The organism is Amycolatopsis sp. NPDC004747, from assembly GCF_053601335.1.
The window spans coordinates 1-17,341 of sequence record NZ_JBSGBQ010000047.1; the positions used below are offsets into that span (position 1 = coordinate 1).

The 17,341-nt window shown below is 70.0% G+C and carries 17 protein-coding genes; 7 read left to right on the top strand and 10 right to left on the bottom strand.

Annotated features, from left to right (window positions below; genetic code table 11):
- Both ACWEGE_RS42965 and ACWEGE_RS42970 read right to left on the bottom strand, forming a co-directional pair.
- On the bottom strand, window positions 1–449 hold a 449-nt coding region (locus tag ACWEGE_RS42965; protein WP_449666266.1), incomplete at its 3' end, for a fasciclin domain-containing protein.
- A 114-nt stretch (window positions 450–563) separates the two neighbouring features.
- On the bottom strand, window positions 564–2,138 hold the full coding sequence (locus ACWEGE_RS42970) for a molybdopterin-dependent oxidoreductase (protein WP_449666267.1): 1,575 nt from the start codon (window positions 2,136–2,138) through the stop codon (window positions 564–566).
- A gap of 286 nt (window positions 2,139–2,424) precedes the next feature.
- Here ACWEGE_RS42970 and ACWEGE_RS42975 point away from each other — a divergent pair, with 286 nt between their 5' ends.
- Together ACWEGE_RS42975 and ACWEGE_RS42980 are read left to right on the top strand one after the other, a co-directional pair.
- Complete coding sequence (locus tag ACWEGE_RS42975; protein WP_449666268.1) at window positions 2,425–2,547, top strand: hypothetical protein; 123 nt, start codon at window positions 2,425–2,427, stop codon at window positions 2,545–2,547.
- Between the two features lie 150 nt (window positions 2,548–2,697).
- Entirely contained in the window at window positions 2,698–3,423 is a 726-nt protein-coding gene (locus ACWEGE_RS42980; RefSeq protein WP_449666269.1) for an MIP/aquaporin family protein, read from the top strand.
- Window positions 3,424–3,686: 263 nt separating this feature from the next.
- Here the strand turns inward: ACWEGE_RS42980 and ACWEGE_RS42985 are convergent, their stop codons facing one another.
- Together ACWEGE_RS42985 and ACWEGE_RS42990 are read right to left on the bottom strand one after the other, a co-directional pair.
- On the bottom strand, window positions 3,687–4,589 hold the full coding sequence (locus tag ACWEGE_RS42985) for an MBL fold metallo-hydrolase (RefSeq protein WP_449666270.1): 903 nt from the start codon (window positions 4,587–4,589) through the stop codon (window positions 3,687–3,689).
- Window positions 4,590–4,623: 34 nt separating this feature from the next.
- Window positions 4,624–5,790 carry an acyl-CoA dehydrogenase family protein gene (locus ACWEGE_RS42990; RefSeq protein ID WP_449666271.1) on the bottom strand — a complete coding sequence of 389 codons (1,167 nt, stop codon included), beginning with the start codon at window positions 5,788–5,790 and terminating at the stop codon, window positions 4,624–4,626.
- A gap of 166 nt (window positions 5,791–5,956) precedes the next feature.
- Here ACWEGE_RS42990 and ACWEGE_RS42995 point away from each other — a divergent pair, with 166 nt between their 5' ends.
- Entirely contained in the window at window positions 5,957–6,778 is an 822-nt protein-coding gene (locus tag ACWEGE_RS42995; RefSeq protein ID WP_449666272.1) for an IclR family transcriptional regulator, read from the top strand.
- 27 nt (window positions 6,779–6,805) lie between these two features.
- Here the strand turns inward: ACWEGE_RS42995 and ACWEGE_RS43000 are convergent, their stop codons facing one another.
- The gene (locus tag ACWEGE_RS43000; RefSeq protein ID WP_449666273.1) at window positions 6,806–7,810 is read right to left on the bottom strand and encodes a 4,5-dihydroxyphthalate decarboxylase; all 1,005 of its coding nucleotides are present in this window, start codon (window positions 7,808–7,810) and stop codon (window positions 6,806–6,808) included.
- Between the two features lie 234 nt (window positions 7,811–8,044).
- On the opposite strand from ACWEGE_RS43000, the gene ACWEGE_RS43005 reads away from it, so the two are divergent.
- Complete coding sequence (locus tag ACWEGE_RS43005) at window positions 8,045–8,884, top strand: MBL fold metallo-hydrolase (protein WP_449666274.1); 840 nt, start codon at window positions 8,045–8,047, stop codon at window positions 8,882–8,884.
- Window positions 8,885–8,907: 23 nt separating this feature from the next.
- Window positions 8,908–9,408, top strand: coding sequence for a MarR family winged helix-turn-helix transcriptional regulator (locus ACWEGE_RS43010; protein ID WP_449666275.1), 501 nt, complete (start codon window positions 8,908–8,910; stop codon window positions 9,406–9,408).
- Here ACWEGE_RS43010 and ACWEGE_RS43015 read toward each other — a convergent pair.
- Complete coding sequence (locus ACWEGE_RS43015; protein WP_449666276.1) at window positions 9,384–10,040, bottom strand: TetR/AcrR family transcriptional regulator; 657 nt, start codon at window positions 10,038–10,040, stop codon at window positions 9,384–9,386. The two genes, ACWEGE_RS43010 and ACWEGE_RS43015, sit on opposite strands and share 25 nt — an antisense overlap.
- A gap of 74 nt (window positions 10,041–10,114) precedes the next feature.
- On the opposite strand from ACWEGE_RS43015, the gene ACWEGE_RS43020 reads away from it, so the two are divergent.
- Together ACWEGE_RS43020 and ACWEGE_RS43025 are read left to right on the top strand one after the other, a co-directional pair.
- Entirely contained in the window at window positions 10,115–10,834 is a 720-nt protein-coding gene (locus ACWEGE_RS43020) for an alpha/beta fold hydrolase (protein ID WP_449666277.1), read from the top strand.
- Window positions 10,835–10,860: 26 nt separating this feature from the next.
- The gene (locus tag ACWEGE_RS43025) at window positions 10,861–11,982 is read left to right on the top strand and encodes an NAD(P)-dependent alcohol dehydrogenase (protein ID WP_449666278.1); all 1,122 of its coding nucleotides are present in this window, start codon (window positions 10,861–10,863) and stop codon (window positions 11,980–11,982) included.
- Between the two features lie 28 nt (window positions 11,983–12,010).
- Here the strand turns inward: ACWEGE_RS43025 and ACWEGE_RS43030 are convergent, their stop codons facing one another.
- From ACWEGE_RS43030 to ctaD, 4 genes are all read right to left on the bottom strand, one after another.
- A complete protein-coding gene (locus ACWEGE_RS43030) occupies window positions 12,011–12,802 on the bottom strand; it encodes a hypothetical protein (RefSeq protein ID WP_449666279.1) in 792 nt (263 codons plus the stop codon).
- A 163-nt stretch (window positions 12,803–12,965) separates the two neighbouring features.
- On the bottom strand, window positions 12,966–14,654 hold the full coding sequence (locus ACWEGE_RS43035; protein WP_449666280.1) for an alpha/beta fold hydrolase: 1,689 nt from the start codon (window positions 14,652–14,654) through the stop codon (window positions 12,966–12,968).
- 63 nt (window positions 14,655–14,717) lie between these two features.
- Complete coding sequence (locus ACWEGE_RS43040) at window positions 14,718–15,500, bottom strand: sigma 54 modulation/S30EA ribosomal C-terminal domain-containing protein (protein ID WP_449666281.1); 783 nt, start codon at window positions 15,498–15,500, stop codon at window positions 14,718–14,720.
- Between the two features lie 46 nt (window positions 15,501–15,546).
- Window positions 15,547–17,286 carry an aa3-type cytochrome oxidase subunit I gene (gene ctaD / locus ACWEGE_RS43045; RefSeq protein WP_449666282.1) on the bottom strand — a complete coding sequence of 580 codons (1,740 nt, stop codon included), beginning with the start codon at window positions 17,284–17,286 and terminating at the stop codon, window positions 15,547–15,549.
- Between the last annotated feature and the right edge of the window lie 55 nt (window positions 17,287–17,341).

Below are 17,341 nucleotides of genomic sequence, written 5' to 3' on the forward strand. Positions count from 1 at the left end.
GGCGCCAGCTCGGCGGGCTTGCCGGCCAGCTCGTTGAACTTGGCGTCGCCCAGCGCGGCGAACGCCGGGTCGGCCGGCGCGAAGACCGTGATGGCTTCCTGGCTGTTCAGCGTGTCGACCAGGTTGGTGGCCTTGACCGCCGCCACCAGCTTGGTCAGCAGCGGGTTCGTCGACGCGGCCGAAGCGACCGGCTGCGGGCCCATCGAGTCCAGCGAACCGGGCGCGGAACCCTGCGGCAGCTGCGAACAGGCCGGGCCGAAGACGTCGGCGTTGGTGGTCACGCCGGAGCCACCGGCGGCCATACTGGTCGAAGGCGCGGGCACCGTGGACGACGGCGCCATCGAGCTGCTGGAGCTGCCCGACGAAGCGGTATCGCTGCTGCCGCACGCGGTCAGGGTGAGCGCGGCGGCCGCGGTCAGACCAATACCGGCAATACGAAGGTTACGCACGAGAATTCACTCCAATTGATTACGCGGCTGAGGCTGCCGAGCCGGCGAGAACCTCTTGTTGCCCGTGATTCGGGACCCGGCGAGATCCGGATTGGTGGATCGGGAAAGAATTTTTCAGGCTGCGGTGAACGTGACGTTGTGCCATCCTGTGGCGCCGTCGGGCACGGTGCCGGCACGCTGGTCGGTCTGGGTGTAGCCGGACTTGTCGGTGGCGCGGCAGAACACCTGGTGCACCCCGGCCGGGATGTCGACCTCGGTCCACCACATCCGCCACGTGTTCGGGTTGACCTCCTGTGACAACGTGGTTTCCTGCCACGGTCCCTGGTCGACGCGGACCTCGACCTTCTCGATCCCGGTGTGCTGCGCCCACGCCACCCCGGCGACCCGCACCTTTCCCCTTTGGACGTTCGCGAAGCCGCGGTGCGAGTCGATCCGCGACTCGGTCTTGATCGGCGCCTCCTGGGCCCAGCTGCGCTTGAGCCAGTAGGCCTGCCGCGCCGCCCACGTCGTGACCTCGATGTCGACGACCCATTTCGTCGCCGACACGTACCCGTACAACCCGGGGGTGACCAGCCGGGCCGGAAACCCGTGCTCCAGCGGCAGCGGCTCGCCGTTCATCCCGATCGCCAGCATCGCGCCCCGATCGCGGTCCTGCGCCGCCGCGACCGGCGTACCCGAGGTCCAGCCGTCGACGCTGGTGCAGAACAGCTGCTCGGCCCCGGGTTGCACGCCGGCCTCGGCGAGCAGGTCCGCCAGGTCGACGCCGATGAAGTTCGACGTGGACACGTAGTCGCCGCCGACCTCGTTGGACACGCACGTCATGGTGACGGTGCGCTCGACCAGCGGCCGGTTGCGGATGTCGTCGTAGCGGTAGCGAATCTCGCGGTCGACCATGCCGTGCAGCCGCAGGCTCCAGTCTTCCGTGCGCAGCTGTGGCACCGACAACGCGGTGTCGACGCGGTAGAACTTGTCGTTCGGCGTCAGGAACGGCGGGGTCCCCAGCTTGGCGAAGTCGGCGTCGGCGGGGATCATCGGCGCTGTCCGCGCCGGGACCAGCTTGCCGACCGCCGCCCGGGAGGCCGTCGCGTCGCGTGAGGAGCTGATCAGCTGCCCACCGAGCCCCGCCGCGCCGGCGCCGGCGACCACCCCGGCGCCACCGAGCAGGAAAGCCCGCCGGGAGGTGCCGGTCTTCTCGTCCTCGTCGTCCCGCCACACGCGCGGCGCGATCCGGTGCAGGAGCAGGAACACGGCGATGCCGACGACCAGGCTCGCGCCGGCCGCGAGCAGCGCGACCGCCGTCAGGTCCGGGCGCTGGTACACCGCGAACGCACCGACCAGGCCGAACACGGCGATGAGGACGGTGCCCGGCACCGGTGACCGTCGTGAAAGGACACCCGCCAAGGCGGCGACACCGACCATGACCACGGCCATGCTGCCCAGCAGCACCAGCTTGTCGTAGGTCCCGAACGTACGGACGGCGAAGTCCTTCAGCTCGACCGGGGTGAGATCGATGGCGCCGTTACCCACCGCCAGGTACGGCGAGGCGTTGACGCTGATGAACCCGGCCACCAGGTGCCCTGCGGCGAGCGCGGCGGCCAGCGCCAGGACACCGGTGAGCGCGGCCGCGAAGAATCGCAACCGGGCGCGCGGCGGCGTCGGCGGAGCTTCCAGGTTTTCAGTGGCGGTCATACCGGTCGTTCGACGCCACCCGGTCAAGGTATTGGTCCACGGCGGTTCGAGCACCCGGCCAGGTCGATCCACTGTGGACAAGTTCCGCCATGTGGGTGACCGGCTGGGTCTTTCGTCACACCACCAATCCGCTCGGGCCGGTCCGGACGAACCCCTGGTGACCGCCGCCGGCCGCGGCGCGTGACTCGGCGCCCGCCGGCGTCGTGCTCCAGGTGCTGCGCTCCCGGGCACACACCGAAGAGGCCCCCGGGAAGTCCTGCTCGAAATCCGGCGCAAGGCGGCGACCTTGGACGCCCGCCGCGGACGCGCGCAGACCTGGGCGCTGACCATCGCCCACCGCCGCGCGATCGACCGGGAAGAGCGGGCTGACCGGCTGGACGCCGGCACCGCGACGGTCAGCGTCAAATAGGCGGGCAGCAACGACCCCAGCCGGGTAAGGGATTCGTAAGACTCTTCAGCTGGTTCGGCGGTATGCCGCGACATCGGCTCGCGGCAGGTTGGAGACGCCAACACGTCCACCGGGCCACGTCGCTGCCCCGGCAAGAGAGGACCCGTCACCGTGCACGTCGCACTGGTTCGCCGTCTGATCGCAGAACTGGCAGGCACCGCAATCTTGTGCACCTTCGGTATCGGCGCAGCGGTGGCGGTCAGCGCCGCCTCGGCCGGGGGCGGTGGGCTGCTGATCGTCGCGCTGGCGCACGGTCTCGCGCTCGCCGTGGCCATCTACGCCTTCGGCGCGACCTCCGGCGGCCACTTCAACCCGACCGTCACCATCGCCCTGGCCGCGCGCGGCAAGTTCGCCTGGCGCGAGGTTCCGGGCTACCTGGTGGCTCAGCTTCTCGGCGGAATCCTCGCCGCGTTACTGGTCTATTCGGCGTACACGAGCACCGCACTCGACGCCGGCCTCGGCGCGACGACCTTCGGATCGGGCGTCTCCTTCGGACCGGCCGTGCTCGCGGAAGCGGTGGGGGCCTTCATCCTGGTCACCGCCGTGTTCGCGCTGGCCGTCTCGCCGGACGCCCCGCGCGGCGTGCACGGGTTCGGCATCGGCTTGGCGCTGGCCACCCAGATCATGGTGTTCGGACCGCTCACCGGCGCATCGGTGAACCTGGCCCGCACCATCGGGCCGGATGTCGTGCTGTTTCTGACCGGCCGGAGCGTGACCTGGTCACAACTGGCCGCCTACCTCGTCGCACCCGTCGCGGGCGGGCTGGTCGCGGCGTTCCTCCACGGCTTCGTGACCCGTCGCGCATCAGCGAAAACCGTGACCGCGAAACAGGTATGACCCGCCATGGCTGACGACGCTGCGTTCGAACCCCCGCCCGGGTGGGTGTACCTCGAAGCTCACCTGATCTGCGCACGCACCTGCCAGGCGGCAGTTCAAGGCTGGTTGATCGAAGGCATGTCCGTCACCTTCTCGAGTCACCGGCCGGTTGGCGCGGGTGCCGGCTTGGCGTGCGGCGACCTTGCCGGCGACGTGGCCGAGCGTGCGGCCGTTCAGCCCGATCGGGAGCCGGCGCGGGGTCAGCCGGGTGAGGGGTAGGCTGATCAGGCCGTGCCCTGCGCGTAGAAGGCCTTGGTCAGCAGCCTGACCATTTGTGGCCCCTCCCAGGTGTCCCACCTCGCGATCGCCAGCTTTTCCACGATTGCCGCCGCCTCGTCGAAGGGCAGACCGTCCGCCTGCAAGCGGCCGGCCTCGTCCCGCACGAACGCGAGGTAGGCACGCACCTCGCGGATCAGCTCGACATCGGCGACTTCGCCGTGGCCGGGCACGACGATCCCGGGCTCGAGCGCGATCAGGCTGTCGAGCGCGTCGAACCAGCGATCAGGGGCGAATCCGACGTCGAACGGCGGCAGGTAAGGGAGAATCGCGAACATCCGCGTCTCGAACAGGTCGCCGCCGAACAGGACCCGATCATCGATGAGGACCGTCTGATCATCCGGTGCGTGCGCGGGACCCCATTCCCGGAGGACCGCGGTGGTCCCGCCGAGGTCGAGGGTGAGGGGGCCGTCGTGAACGATGTCGGGGCCGACGAGTTCGAGGCCTTCGAACTCGTGCTCCACGGCTTCGCCGAGTCCGAGCTTCCTGAACGCGTCCGCGTAGCCGGGAGCGTGGCGTTCCAGCCGATCGCGTTGGGCGGCACCGAGAATGATCGTCGCCGTACCCTTGAACGCCTGAAGACCGAATCCGTGGCCGGGATCCAGCTGGGTGATCGTCACGGACAACGAGCGTTTCCCGGCCAGGCGCTTCGCCTGTTCGAGGACGTGGCGTCCGTTTCGCGGCCCCACGCCGGTGTCGATCACCAGAGCCGCGTCGTCGCCCAGCACGATCCCGACGTTGGGCACCAGGGACACCCGGCCGTCCGGGATGACGAAGACACCGTCGGAGACCTCGACCGGTTCGCCCGTGACCCTGGGCGCGGACTGCTCGTGTCGGTTCAGTTCTGCCATGAAGTGAATCCCCCTTTGCGGTGGTACCGGCCGTTCAGACGAGCGAATGGAACGACCACCGTTTGCCCTCGGCCAGCCCGCACAGCTCCCGGCCCGCCGCCTGCAGGACGACGCGCGAGGACGAAAAGTGCTGCGTACCGCCGTGCACGTCGCGGAACAACCGCTGGAGCGTCCCCGATCGCAGCGCCGTCGAGCCGCTTGACGCGTAGACGAACCCGGCGATCTCGTGGCACCGCCACGTCGCGTTGTTCAACGCGACCTTCGACAGGGTTTCGAGCCGCACCGTCGGCGGGTCACCCTCGGCCAGCCTCTGCTCGATCTCCTCCCACACCTCGTAGAGCAGGGCCTTGGCGGATCGGAGTTTGACCTCGGCGGCCGCATAGTCCTCCGTGAACGCGGGGGAATCCGCCGGCGCGCCGGGTTGGCCGGCTTTGCCGCGCACGGATTCCGCCAGCTCGTCCAGCAGCCGCCTGCCGACGCCCAAGGCCCACGCACCGTGGTTGATGCTCGCGAAGTTGCCCGCGCCGATCCGGTACACCGGGCCGCCGGTGACGGGCTCGGCACTCACGGCCGCGAACGCGTGGTTCGCCGGGACCAGGACGTCCTGGGCCGAGTAGTCGATGCTCCCGGTGCCGCGCAGGCCCATGACGTCCCAGTTGTCCACCTGATCGACGTCGTCTTTCGGCAGCACGAGGCACAGCGGTGTACCCGTGTCGGCATCGATCGCGGAGGTGAACACGTGTGTCGCGTGCTTGATGCCCGAGGCGAAGCTCCAGCTGCCGCTGAGCAGGTAGCCGCGCTCGGTCCGTACCGCGCGCCCGGCCCTGGTGCCCTGCCCGGCACAACCGAAGCCCGGCTGCGCGAACAGCTCGGCCGCGGTGTCGCGGTCGAGGAAGGCACCGGCCAGACCGGTCGCGAAGCCGATCGCGAACGCCACCCAGCCACTGGACGGATCGGAGTACGACAGAGTGCTGATGAGGTCCAGCGCCTGAGCCGGGCTCATCTCCGCGCCGCCCCATTCGCGGGGCGTGAAGAGCCCGAATGCGCCCGTCGAGCGCAACTGCTCCACTACCGCATCGGAGAGCCGCCCTTCCCGGTCGTGCTCGGCCCCGTGGCTGTCGAGCAACGTGTGCAACCGCTTCGCATCGTGCAGCACGGCTGCGGCTTCCGGTGCCGCGGGGAACCTGACGATTCCGGTCATTCCGACCTACGCTCCTTGCCTGAACAGGGAAATTGATCCCGAAACGACGCGAACGCACTCATCGATGTCCGCCGGCTCACCGACACCGACCTCCGCTATTCTGGTCATTCGGCACGGCCGGACAATCAGGATTTCATTCAGTGAACCGACGGGGAGAACGGCGCTCATGACGGACGGCAGCACGCCCCGCCCCCGCGGTGGGAAACCGGCTCGCGGCGAGCCCGTCGTCGACCGTGCCCTGCGTCTGCTCTCGGCGTTCGAGGCGCATGACGGCGCACTGTCCCTGGAGCAGCTCAGCGTGGAAGCCGATCTGCCCAAGGCCACCGCATTGCGCCTGGCGAGGCGGTTGACGGAATGGGGCGCCCTCGAGCGCACCCCGCAGGGCGAGTACGTCATCGGACTCCGGCTTCTCGAGATCGCGATGCTGTCCCCGCGAGGACAGGGGCTGCGCAGGATCGCGCTGCCGTACCTCGAGGATCTCCATCACGCGACGGGCCAGCACGTGCAGCTGGCCGTTCGAGACGGCCACGAAAGCGTGCTCGTCGAGCGCCTCTCGGCACACGGCGCCTCGGGAGTCCACCACCGCATGGGAGGGCACTACCGGGTCGGCGGACGAGCGCCGCTGCGGGTCACCGGCGTGGGGCGGGTGCTGCTCGCCTTCGGTCCTCGCGAACTCCGGCAAGACGTGCTGGCCGGCGACCTGGGGTCGCCCTTCGAGGACGGGGCCTCAACACCTGAGCAGCTCCGGGCGATCCTCGCGCAGGTGCGCCAGGAGGGTGCCGCCATCGTCTCGATGGCCCGTCCCACCCCGATGACGTCCGTCGCCGCACCGATCTTCGGGCCCGCGCAAGAGGCCATCGCCGGACTGTCCGTCCTGGCGCCGACGGGCTCGTTCCAGCCGGCCGGCCTCATTCCCGCCGTCGTGGCCGTGGCGCGGGCGATCTCTCGCGTCGCCCGGCTCGCCGCGGCTCCGGCCGACGGCGGCTGAAGCGAAACCGAACGTCCCGGCAGGACGTCAGGTGTTCAGCAGGCTCGGCACGAAGATGTCCTCACAGGTCAGTCGATCGCCGGACAGGCCCTGCTCGTGGGAGTACCGCAGGAAAGCGTCGATCGTGGCACGGTTCGCCGCGAGCCCGTGCCGCCATGCGCCGTCCCCCAGCAACGCCCGGTTGCGCTCCCACAGCTCGCCGAGCCACGGGATCATGAAGTCGGATTGCTGGGCCATCCTGCCGTAGCGGTCGTAATGGTTCATCGCCGCGTCCCGGGATTCGCAGAACGCCTGGTACACGGCGTGCTCCAACCCCGGGTGCCCGGCGAGCAGGCTGCGGCGGACCACCACGGTGTGCATGATCGGGTAGATACCGGTCCGCGCGAAGTACCCACGCTCCACGGTTTCCACGTCCGCGAACAACGGGCGCACCTGCGGAGCGCCCGCCAGCACGCTCTGCGGCACGATCGCCGTGATCAGCGCATCGATCTCCCCTGCCACCAGCATCCCGTCCAGCGTTTTGCCCTCCGGTGTGGTGGTGACATCGACGTTCGAGGGGTACCGGAACGGAATGAAGTCCAACGGCCGCTGATACCGGTTCGTACCGCCGATCACCCAGCGCGACTGTTCGGGTACCACACCGAAGTCATCGGCGAGGATTCCCTTCGGCCAGATACCGGCATCGTGACCGTACGTCGCGAACTCCCCGATCGTCTTGCCGGCGAGATCCTCCGGCTTCTCGATACCGCTCGACGCGTTCACATAGATCGCCGAATGCCGGAAGTGCCGGTTCGGGAACACGGGTATGGCGATGTACTCGGGGTCAGGCATCTCCAGGCTGCGCAAATAGAACGTCAGCCCCAGCTCGGCCACGTCGAACCCGCGGTTCCGGACGGTCTCCTCGAAGATCTCCGAAACGATCCCCATGCTTTCGAAAGTCGCTTCGGCGCCCTCGATCCGCACACTGCCGTCGAACAGCGCGCGCGTGTGATCGTAGTTCCAGACCCCGACCCGCAGCTGAACACCAGCCATCATTGGCCTCATATCTTGCTCGAATGCACGGAAAGCCGGACGGATCGCACTGATCCGGCAAGTTCGTCCACAAGCTACGCACGGGTCCGGCACCGGCCAACCGCGATTTCAGTGAATGAACCCGGTGGTCCGGGCCGCCGGGTCGATGCGGTGTGGTCGGGGTCGGCAGGGCCGGAAGCGGTGCTCCGGAGAGATCGTCTTGACTGAGATAATCTCAGTTCGTACGATCTTGGCATGGCTACTTCTCGACCCCCGGATTTCCAGGGGCTCCTGCCCGAGGCTGCCGCGCCGCCGGACATGGCCGTCTACCAGCTTCCGACCGGCACCTACCAGACCAGGGCCGCGTTCGCGTTCAAGGGCGGCTCGTTCGGCGACAAGCGGGCCTTCGCCGCCACTGCGGTGCTGGTGCGCCACCCGCAGGGCGATCTTCTGATCGATGCCGGTTTCGGCGCCGGCATCGCCGCGCACGTCAACGCCCAACCCCGGTTCGCGCGCGCTCCCTACACGACGACCAGTACCGCCAGTGCGCAGCTCGACGCCGCAGGCTACGACCGCGGCCGACTGAAGGGAGTGCTTCTCACCCACGCCCACTGGGACCACGTGAGCGGCCTCGACGAGCTCGATGTGCCCATCTGGATCAATGAGGCCGAGCTGCGATACGCCGCCGGAGCCCGCGACGGGCGCGTGTTCCAGACCGTGTCGAAAGGACACGAACTCCACCACTACGATTTCGACGGCAAGCCCTACCTCGGCTTCTCCTCGAGCTACGACGTCCACGGTGACGGCTCGGTGGTGGTCGCCTTGGCCGGAGGCCACACGACAGGCTCGGTGATCGTCTTTGTCACGTTGCCGACAGGCAAGCGGTACGCCTTCATCGGCGACCTCGCGTGGCAACTCGAGGGCGTCACCCGGCTGGCCGAGCGGCCGCTCTTGATGCGCAAAATGGCCGACAGCGACGAGGGCCGGGTGCGCGACGGCCTGCGCCGGATGGCCTCGCTCGCGAGCCTCATGCAGGTCGTCCCGTCACACGACCTCGGATCCTATGACGGCATTCCGCTGCTGCCGGCCCGGTAGAAGCGGAAAGGTACGGTCTCGGCATGCGAAGTGGAGAAGCTCCGAGCACGCCTTCGGACGACGTGGCCGCGCCGGGCGAGCTGCGGCCCTCGGTCGACTCGGAGATCACGTGGCTTCTGCATCGCGCCGCCCAGCGCCTGCGCACCGTGACCGGTGAGCAGGCCGAGGCGCACGGGATTCACCTCCGCGAGTACATCATCTTGACCGCTCTGGACCTGAACCCGAACCTCACCCAGATCGAGCTGGGAAAGTCGCTCGGCCTGGACAAGACGACGCTGATGAACCAGCTGGCCCAGCTGGAGCGGAGGGGACTGATCGTCCGGCGCACCGACCCGCGCGACGGACGCGCTCGGATACCGCAGAACACCGAAGCCGGCAGTGCCTTGCGCGCCCGGGTCGCGAAGTCGTGCGAGCGGGTCGAGGCCGCGATACTCGGCGGCTTCCGCGAAGACCACATCGACGTGTTCCGGCACATGCTCTTCGAGATCATCGGCGACACCTACGACAAGGGTTCGTGCCTGTAGCCGGCCGCCGGGGCGAGCAGTGCGGTTCGCAGGGACTGCAGCAGCCACTCCTCGGCCTGGTCGAGTGACCAGTGGTTGTCGCCGGTCAGGGTGAAGTACGACTGGTTGCAGAGGTAGAACCACAGCGTGTCGGTGGCCGACTCGATGTCGACGCCGTCGCGCAGTGCCTTCAGTTCGGCCAGGCGACGCGCGGTGAGCTCCAGGCCGGTGCGCAGGCTGGCGTGCGCCGACCGCAGCGCCTGGGCCGCGCCCGGTTCGTGGGGCGCGGTGTCGGTGACGACCCGCATCAGGTCTCGCGCGTTCTCGAAGCGGACGCGCGTGGCGTGGGTCGTGAACCGGAGCAGTTCGCCGGCGTCTTCGTGGGCGGTGATGCGGGCGTGGGTCTCTTCGACGTCGGGCGCGGTCGTGCGGGCCTCGATGATCGAGTTGAGCAGTCCCTGCTTCCCGCCGACCACGGCGTACACCGACGCCGGTGCCACCCGGGCCGCGGTGGCGATGTCGTCGACCGTCGTGGCGAAATAGCCCTTGGAGACGAACAGCTCCCGGGCGGCGTGGTGGATCGCCTGCCGCGTGGCCGCGGCGTATTCCGCGCGCCGGCCGCCGCCGGTGGTTCTCGAACGCTTGCTGGGCACGGTGGTAGCGTAGCGGCACACTCACTGGAGTCTGACTCCAGTGAGTAGACCCCAACTTTCCCGAAGGAGTTCCCGTGGACTACGTCTTCGTGCCCGGCGCCTGGCACGGCGGGTGGGCCTGGCACCCGGTGGCGCGCCGCATCGCGAGCGCCGGCCACCGCGCCGTCGCGTTGACCATGCCCGGGATGTCCCCCGGTGACGACCCCCGCGCGGTGCGGCTGACGGACGCCGTGGCGTACCTGGTCGCCGAGGTCGAGCGGCGCGAGCTGACCGACGTCGTACTGGTCGGCCACAGCTGGGGCGGCATCCCGATCGCCGGCGCCGCCCGGCGGCTGGGCAAGAGGCTGCGCGCGATCGCGATGGTCAGCGCGTTCGTGCCGCGCGGCGGGGAGTCGATGGCCGAGGCGATGGGGCCGCAGGTGGGTGCCTACGTCCGCGCGACGATCGCGGCGTCGCCGGACCACACGCTCGGCCTCGACTTCGCCGCCTTCCGCGACTCGCTCATGCCGGACGAGCCGGAGAACCTCCAGCGCCTGACCTACGAACTGCTGGTGCCGCAACCCGGCGGCTACATGCTCGACGCGCTCGACGTGGTCGACCTCGCCGACCTGGACGTCCCGATGACGTACCTGCTCGCCGAGCGGGACCAGGCCCTGGCCGCGCCCGGCGCGGAACTGGCGGCCCGGCTCGGTGCCGAGCCGGTGCTCGTGCCGGGGACGCACGAAGCGATCATCACGCACGCGGACGACGTGGCGAAGGCACTGCAGGCATCCGTGCGCGGCACCGACGGCTGATCCCACTGGAAAACAACGGAGTTCGCATGGACATCACGGCCGCGGTGGCCACCGAGCCGGGTGGCGAGTTCACCCTGCAGCAAGTCACCCTCGACGACCCGGGCCCCGGCGAAGTGGTCGTCGAGATCGCCGGGGTGGGGCTTTGCCACACCGACCTCGCCGCGAAGGACGGGCACCTGCCGTTCCCGCTGCCCGGTGTCTTCGGGCACGAGGGCAGCGGTGTCGTCACCGCCGTCGGCGAGTCCGTCGCCAAGGTGGCGGTCGGTGACAAAGTCGTGCTGAGCTTCAACAGCTGCGGCGAATGCCGGGAGTGCCGGCGCGGCGAACCCGCGTACTGCCACGAGTTCCGGGCCTGCAACTTCGGCGGCGCCCGCCCGGACGGCCGCAGCACCCTGCACCGGGACGGCACGCCGCTGGGTTCGGAGTTCTTCGGCCAGTCTTCCTTCGCCACGCACGCGCTCGCCCACGAACGCAACCTGGTGAAGGTGCCCGACGACGCGCCGCTCGCCGTGCTCGGCCCGCTGGGCTGCGGCGTGCAAACCGGCGCCGGGGCCGTCATGAACTCCCTGGACTGCCCACCGGGCTCGGTGCTGCTGGTGCTGGGCGGCGGATCGGTCGGCCTGTCCGCCGTGCTCGCCGGGGTCCTCCGGGAACTGGCGCACATCATCGTCGTCGAGCCGCACGCCCGACGCCGCGACCTCGCACTGGCGCTGGGCGCGACGCACGCGCTCGACCCCGCCGCCGGGCCGCTGGCCGAGCAGGTGCGGGCGATCGTGCCCGGCGGCGTCGACTACGCGATCGACACCACCGGCATCGCCGACGTGCTGCAGCAGGCCATGCAGGCGCTGGCGCACCGGGCGACCGTCGGCATCATCGGCGTTCCCGCCGACCCCGAGGCCGCGCTTGCGCTGAACATGCTCCAGGCCGAGGCCCTCGGCCTACGGGTGCTCGGGATCGTCGAGGGCGACAGCGACCCCGACGTGTTCATCCCGCACCTGCTCGAGCTGCACCGGACCGGCCGCTTCCCGTTCGACGAGCTCGTGACCACCATGCCGCTCTCGCAGATCAACGAGGCGGTGGCCGCCCAGCACCGGGGCGACGCCGTCAAGGTCGTGCTCGTGCCAGACACACGCGAGGCGCTGTCATGACGATCGGCTACGACCGGCAGCGTGCGGGCTACGCCGGGTTCTCCGCGACGGCGAGGTAGTCCGTGTAGATCTGCGGTGAGCCGGAGAACGAGGCCAGCTTCTTCCACTCCTCGTACATCTGCTTGGTGTCGCGGTGGGCGGCCGCGAACTCCGCCGCCTCGCCGGTGGCGATGTCGGGCTCGGGGTAGAACACGTCCAGCGCGGCCAGGCTCGCGATCTCCATCATCATCACGTACTGGTCGAGGCGGTTGCCCCGCTCGCCCTTGAGCACGTGGAACCGCCAGTCCGGGTAGTCGTCGATGCGATGGTGGTTCTCGGCGATGAAGCGGTCGAACATCTCCTCGGTCACCCCGGCGCGCAACGCCAGGTTGTGGATCCCGATCACCCGGGCGACGGGCTCCTCCCCCGGGCGGTTGCGGTAGCGGGGGCCGGGCGTGACCGTGCTCCGCGGGTTGTCGGCCAGCAGCCGGTAGTCGGTGAACAACGTCGGCAGCTCGGCGAACGTGCCCAGCCGCCGCCACCGCGCCAGCACCTCCGCCGCCTCCGGGTGCCGCGCCCAGAACTGCCGGGCCGGCTCGGTCTGCTCACCCCGGGCCGTGACGTACCGGTCGCGCTGCTCGGCGCTCTCGATCTCGTACAGCATCAGGTACTGCCCGGTCCGCTCTCCGCGCAACCCGCGCAGCAGAGTCCACCGCCACCCCGGGTACAAGGGCAGGTGGACGCCTTCGGCACGCACGAAGGTCTCGAACTCCTCCGGGGTGACACCGGCCTCGGTGTCGATGGCGATGTACTGGAAGGTGAACACCGACGAGCGTCCCATTGCGCATCCAATCCTCGGGCCGGGAAAGGAACCGTGCCTCCGACAAGCACGGCTCCCTGCACCACATCCTGCCCGTTCCGGAACAACGGGGCCGGCGAACCCTCCCCGCCGGACGCGATCCGACGGGATCCCACCGCCTGCGAGACTGCGGGAGTACGCGCGCTCAGCGCTGCCGGTTCAGCGCACTGATTTCGGCCTGGACCTGCTCCCGCACCTTCGCCGTACCGTCGGACAGCCGCGTCCGGACGCCGGTGGCCACGCCGCGCACCGGGCCGGCCACCGGGTACACCCGGTCCTCGCCGGGCAGCGGGACGCCCGGGCAGGTCGTGGCGCGCGGGCGGGAGTTCTTGACCAGGAACACGTTCACGAGGCCGTCGACGCACGGGTTGCCCGCCAGGGCGTACTGGCCGTGGAACGGCGAGTCGTCCACCGACACCAGCGGGACGCCGGCCGCGCGGGCCCCCGATGCCGCCTGCTCGTAGCCGGTCTGCGGGTCGAATTCGCCTTGCACGACGAGGATGTTCGAGGCCACTTCGGCGGGCACCTCGGGCAGTTCGTGCCGCGGGAGGTCGGACCAGTGGCCGCACGTTTCGCCGAGGCCGTAGGCCCAGCCGAACAGCGGGTAGCGCGGGCCCTGCCGGTCGCTGAGCCGCCGGTACCAGGCCGCGGAGCGGGTGGGCTGGTCGCCGCACGCGACGGCGTAGCGGGTCCCGGGGGCCTGGGTGTAGTCGGGAGCCAGCTTCGGGGCCTCGGCGACGACGCGGTCGGCCGTCAGCTCGGCGGCCGGGACGCCGAACGTCGTCCGCGACGCCGCGTCGAGGTCGGGGGCAAGGGCCGCCGGGTCCGGAGCCGCGCCGCCGTCGAGCGCCTGCGCGCCGAGCAGGAAGACCAGGGCGCCGAGGAGCCAGCGGATCGGGCTGCCGTTGCCGACGAAGACCCCGTCGAACGTGTCGGGGGCGAGGCCGTGCGTGCCGTAGTAGGCGCGGACGCGCTCCCACTCCGCCTTGACCTCGGCGGCGGTCCCGCCCAGCTGGGCGGGGAAGGTGCGCGCCAGCCACGGCAGGTAGACGTCGTCGAACTGCCGCTGGTCGATGACCGGGAACGCCTCGAAGTCGGCCTGCAGCCTGCCTTCGAAGTCGACGCTGGAGTCGAGCACGACCTTGCCGGTGTGCCCGGGGAACAGCGAGGCGTACTTGGCGCCGAGCCAGGTGCCGTAGGAGTAGCCGAGGTAGTTGAGCTTCTCGTCCCCGAGCAGGGTGCGGACCAGGTCCATGTCGTGCGCGGTCTGCCAGGTCGTGACGAACGGCGCGAGCGCGTCGCTCTGGCAGGCCTCGGCGACGGCCCGCGGCGTCCGCTGGTGCTCCACGATGCTCGCCGCGGACCGGTCGCGGGCGTCGAGCGGCCCCGACGGCAGCCGCCCGACCGGCACCTGGCACAGGAAGCCGTGGTCGTCGGTGCCCGCGTGCCCGGTGCCGCGCGGATCCATCCCGACGAAGTCGTAGAGCGCGCCGACCGACGGCTCCAGCGCGGCCAGCGACCCCGCGAGCGGCGTCCCCTGACCGCCTGGACCGCCGGGGTTCAGCAGGATCGCGCCGCGCCGCTCGCCGGTGGCCGCGACCCGGCTGATCGAGACCTCGAGCTCCGGCCCGGCGGCCGGGTCGGCCCAGTCCCGCGGGACCGTGACCCGCGCGCACTGCGCGGCCGGCTCACCGGCGGCCGGCTCGAACGGGCAAGCACCCCAGCTCAGCTGCTGCGTCGTGTACGGCGCGAGCGGATCGGCGGCGGCAGCGGGCACCGCCGCCGCGAAGAGGGCGGCCGTCGCGGCCACCAGTCCTGTCCGGGAGAGGCGCACCGGGGTTTCCTTCCGTCGGCGGGTGGGTGCGCCCGAGTCTGGCCCGGCGCCGCCCGCCGGAGATCAGCCCGCGGCATGATCCGGACGGGTTCGCCTCGGCCCCCGGTATGAGGTGACCAGTCCGTAGTGCCCGTCGTAACGCTGGTAGAGCACGGCGCCGCGGTCGGTGTCGGCGTCCTGGAAGAAGAGGAACGGCAGTTCGAGGGCATCGAGCCGGTCGCAGGCCGTCCGCGCGTCCAGCCGGGGCACCGGGTGGACGTTGACCACCCACGGCGTCGTGACGGTCCCGGCCGGCGGGGTCAGGCCGGCCAGCCGGGCGAGCCGGTATCCGGTCGGACCTCCGCGGTACACCACCGCGTCCTCGCCGGTGTCCGCGTCGACGAAGAGGTGGACGCGGTAGTCCATCAGGTCCATGGCCAGCGCGGCGTCGTCCGGGCGGCACGTCCTCAGCGGACAACTTTTGCGGCGCACGATCTCCCTCTGCCCGGCCGGACGCGGAAGCGGCGGCGGCTCGTCGCGCGGTGGCGGCCACGGCCTCGGCACGGCCGGGTTGTGCAGCCGCGCCAGCTGTTCGGCGAGCCGTTTCCGGAGCAGGGTGGCCGCCTCCTGGAAGAACACGCCGGTCAGCTGGGCGCGCACCGGGTGCCCGTCGACGACGAAGTTCGCCTGCACGAGCGCGGGCCGTGCCACGGCGGGTTTCCGGAACACCGTGAGCTTGAGCCTCGCGGATTCGACTTGGGCCGGTACCCGCCGGAGGAATGCGCCGATCCGGCGGCGGACGTACTCGCCGGCGCCCGGGACGACGTCGCCCGAGATGTCCACGGCCAGGTTGAGCCTGCGCGACACCGAGTGCCTTTCGTTCGTGGTGGTCGGGAACTGCGCGACAGCTTCGTCAGCGGTCCGCGGGCAGCTGCGGCGGGTCCGCTTCGGCGGCGGGCGCTTTCGGTTTGCCGGTGAAGGTTATTTCGCCTTCGCGGCGAAGGCGTTCGACCATGTGCGGATAGTGCAGCTCGAACGCGGGCCGCTCGGAGCGGATCCGGGGCAGCTCGGTGAAGTTGTGCCGCGGCGGCGGGCAGGAGGTCGCCCACTCGAGCGAGTTGCCGTAGCCCCACGGGTCGTCCACCGTGACGATCTCGCCGTACCGGTAGGACTTGAAGACGTTCCAGATGAACGGCAGCACCGAAGCGCCGAGCAGGTAGGCACCGACCGTCGAAATGGTGTTGAGGGTGGTGAACCCATCCGTGGTCAGGTAGTCCGCGTAGCGGCGCGGCATGCCTTCGTTGCCCAGCCAGTGCTGGACGAGGAACGTGGCGTGGAAGCCGATGAAGGTCGTCCAGAAGTGCCAGCGGGCCAACGCTTCGTCCATCATCCGGCCGGTGATCTTCGGGAACCAGAAGTAGATGCCGGCGAAGGTGGCGAACACGATCGTGCCGTAGAGCACGTAGTGGAAGTGCGCGACGACGAAGTAGGTGTCCGACACGTGGAAGTCCAGGGCCGGCGCCGCCAGGAGCACGCCGGACAGGCCGCCGAAGAGGAACGTGACCAGGAACCCGACGGAGAACAGCATCGGCGACTCGAAGGTCAGCTGCCCCTTCCACATCGTGCCGATCCAGTTGAAGAACTTCACCCCGGTCGGCACGGCGACCAGGAACGTCATGAAGGAGAAGAACGGCAGCAGCACGGCGCCGGTGGCGTACATGTGGTGCGCCCACACCGCGACCGACAGCGCGGCGATGGAGAGGGTGGCCCACACCAGCCCGCGGTAGCCGAACAGCGGCTTGCGGGAGAACACCGGCAGGATTTCCGAGACCACCCCGAAGAACGGCAGGGCGAGGATGTAGACCTCGGGGTGGCCGAAGAACCAGAACAGGTGCTGCCAGAGCACCGCCCCGCCGTTGGCCGGGTCGAACACGTGCGCCCCGATCAGGCGGTCGGCGAGCAGGCCGAACCCGGCGGCGGTGAGGATCGGGAACACGATCAGCACGAGGATGCTGGTGACCAGGATGTTCCAGGTGAAGATCGGCATCCGCCACATCGTCATGCCCGGCGCGCGCAGGCACACCACGGTGGTGACCATGTTGACCGCGCCGAGGATGGTGCCCAGCCCGCCGACGGCGACCCCGACGATCCAGAGGTTGGGCCCGACCCCGGGCGAGTGGATGGCATCCGACAGCGGGGTGTAGGCGAACCAGCCGAAGTCGGCGGCGCCACCCGGGGTCAGGAACCCGCCCAGCATGATCAGCCCGCCGAACAGGAACAGCCAGAACGAGAACGCGTTCAGCCGCGGGAACGCGACGTCCGGCGAGCCGATCTGCAACGGCAGCACGAAGTTCGCGAAGCCGAACACGCTCGGGGTCGCGTACAGCAGCAGCATCACCGTGCCGTGCATGGTGAACAGCTGGTTGTACTGCTCCTGTGACAGGAACTGCAGGCCGGGCCGCGCCAGCTCGGAGCGGATCAGCATCGCCATCGCGCCCCCGATGAGGAAGAACGCGAACGTCGTGACCAGGTACATCACGCCGATCTGCTTGTGATCGGTGGTGCGCAGCAGCTGCAGGAGCCACGCGCCTTTGACGCGTTCGCGCCCCACCTGCGGTCGGATGGCAATCGGGCCGGGTCTGGTGGCCGTCACGGGTGCTCCTGTCTTCTCCGCTCGTCGCACGCGACAGTCGACCGCGGCGCGCGCC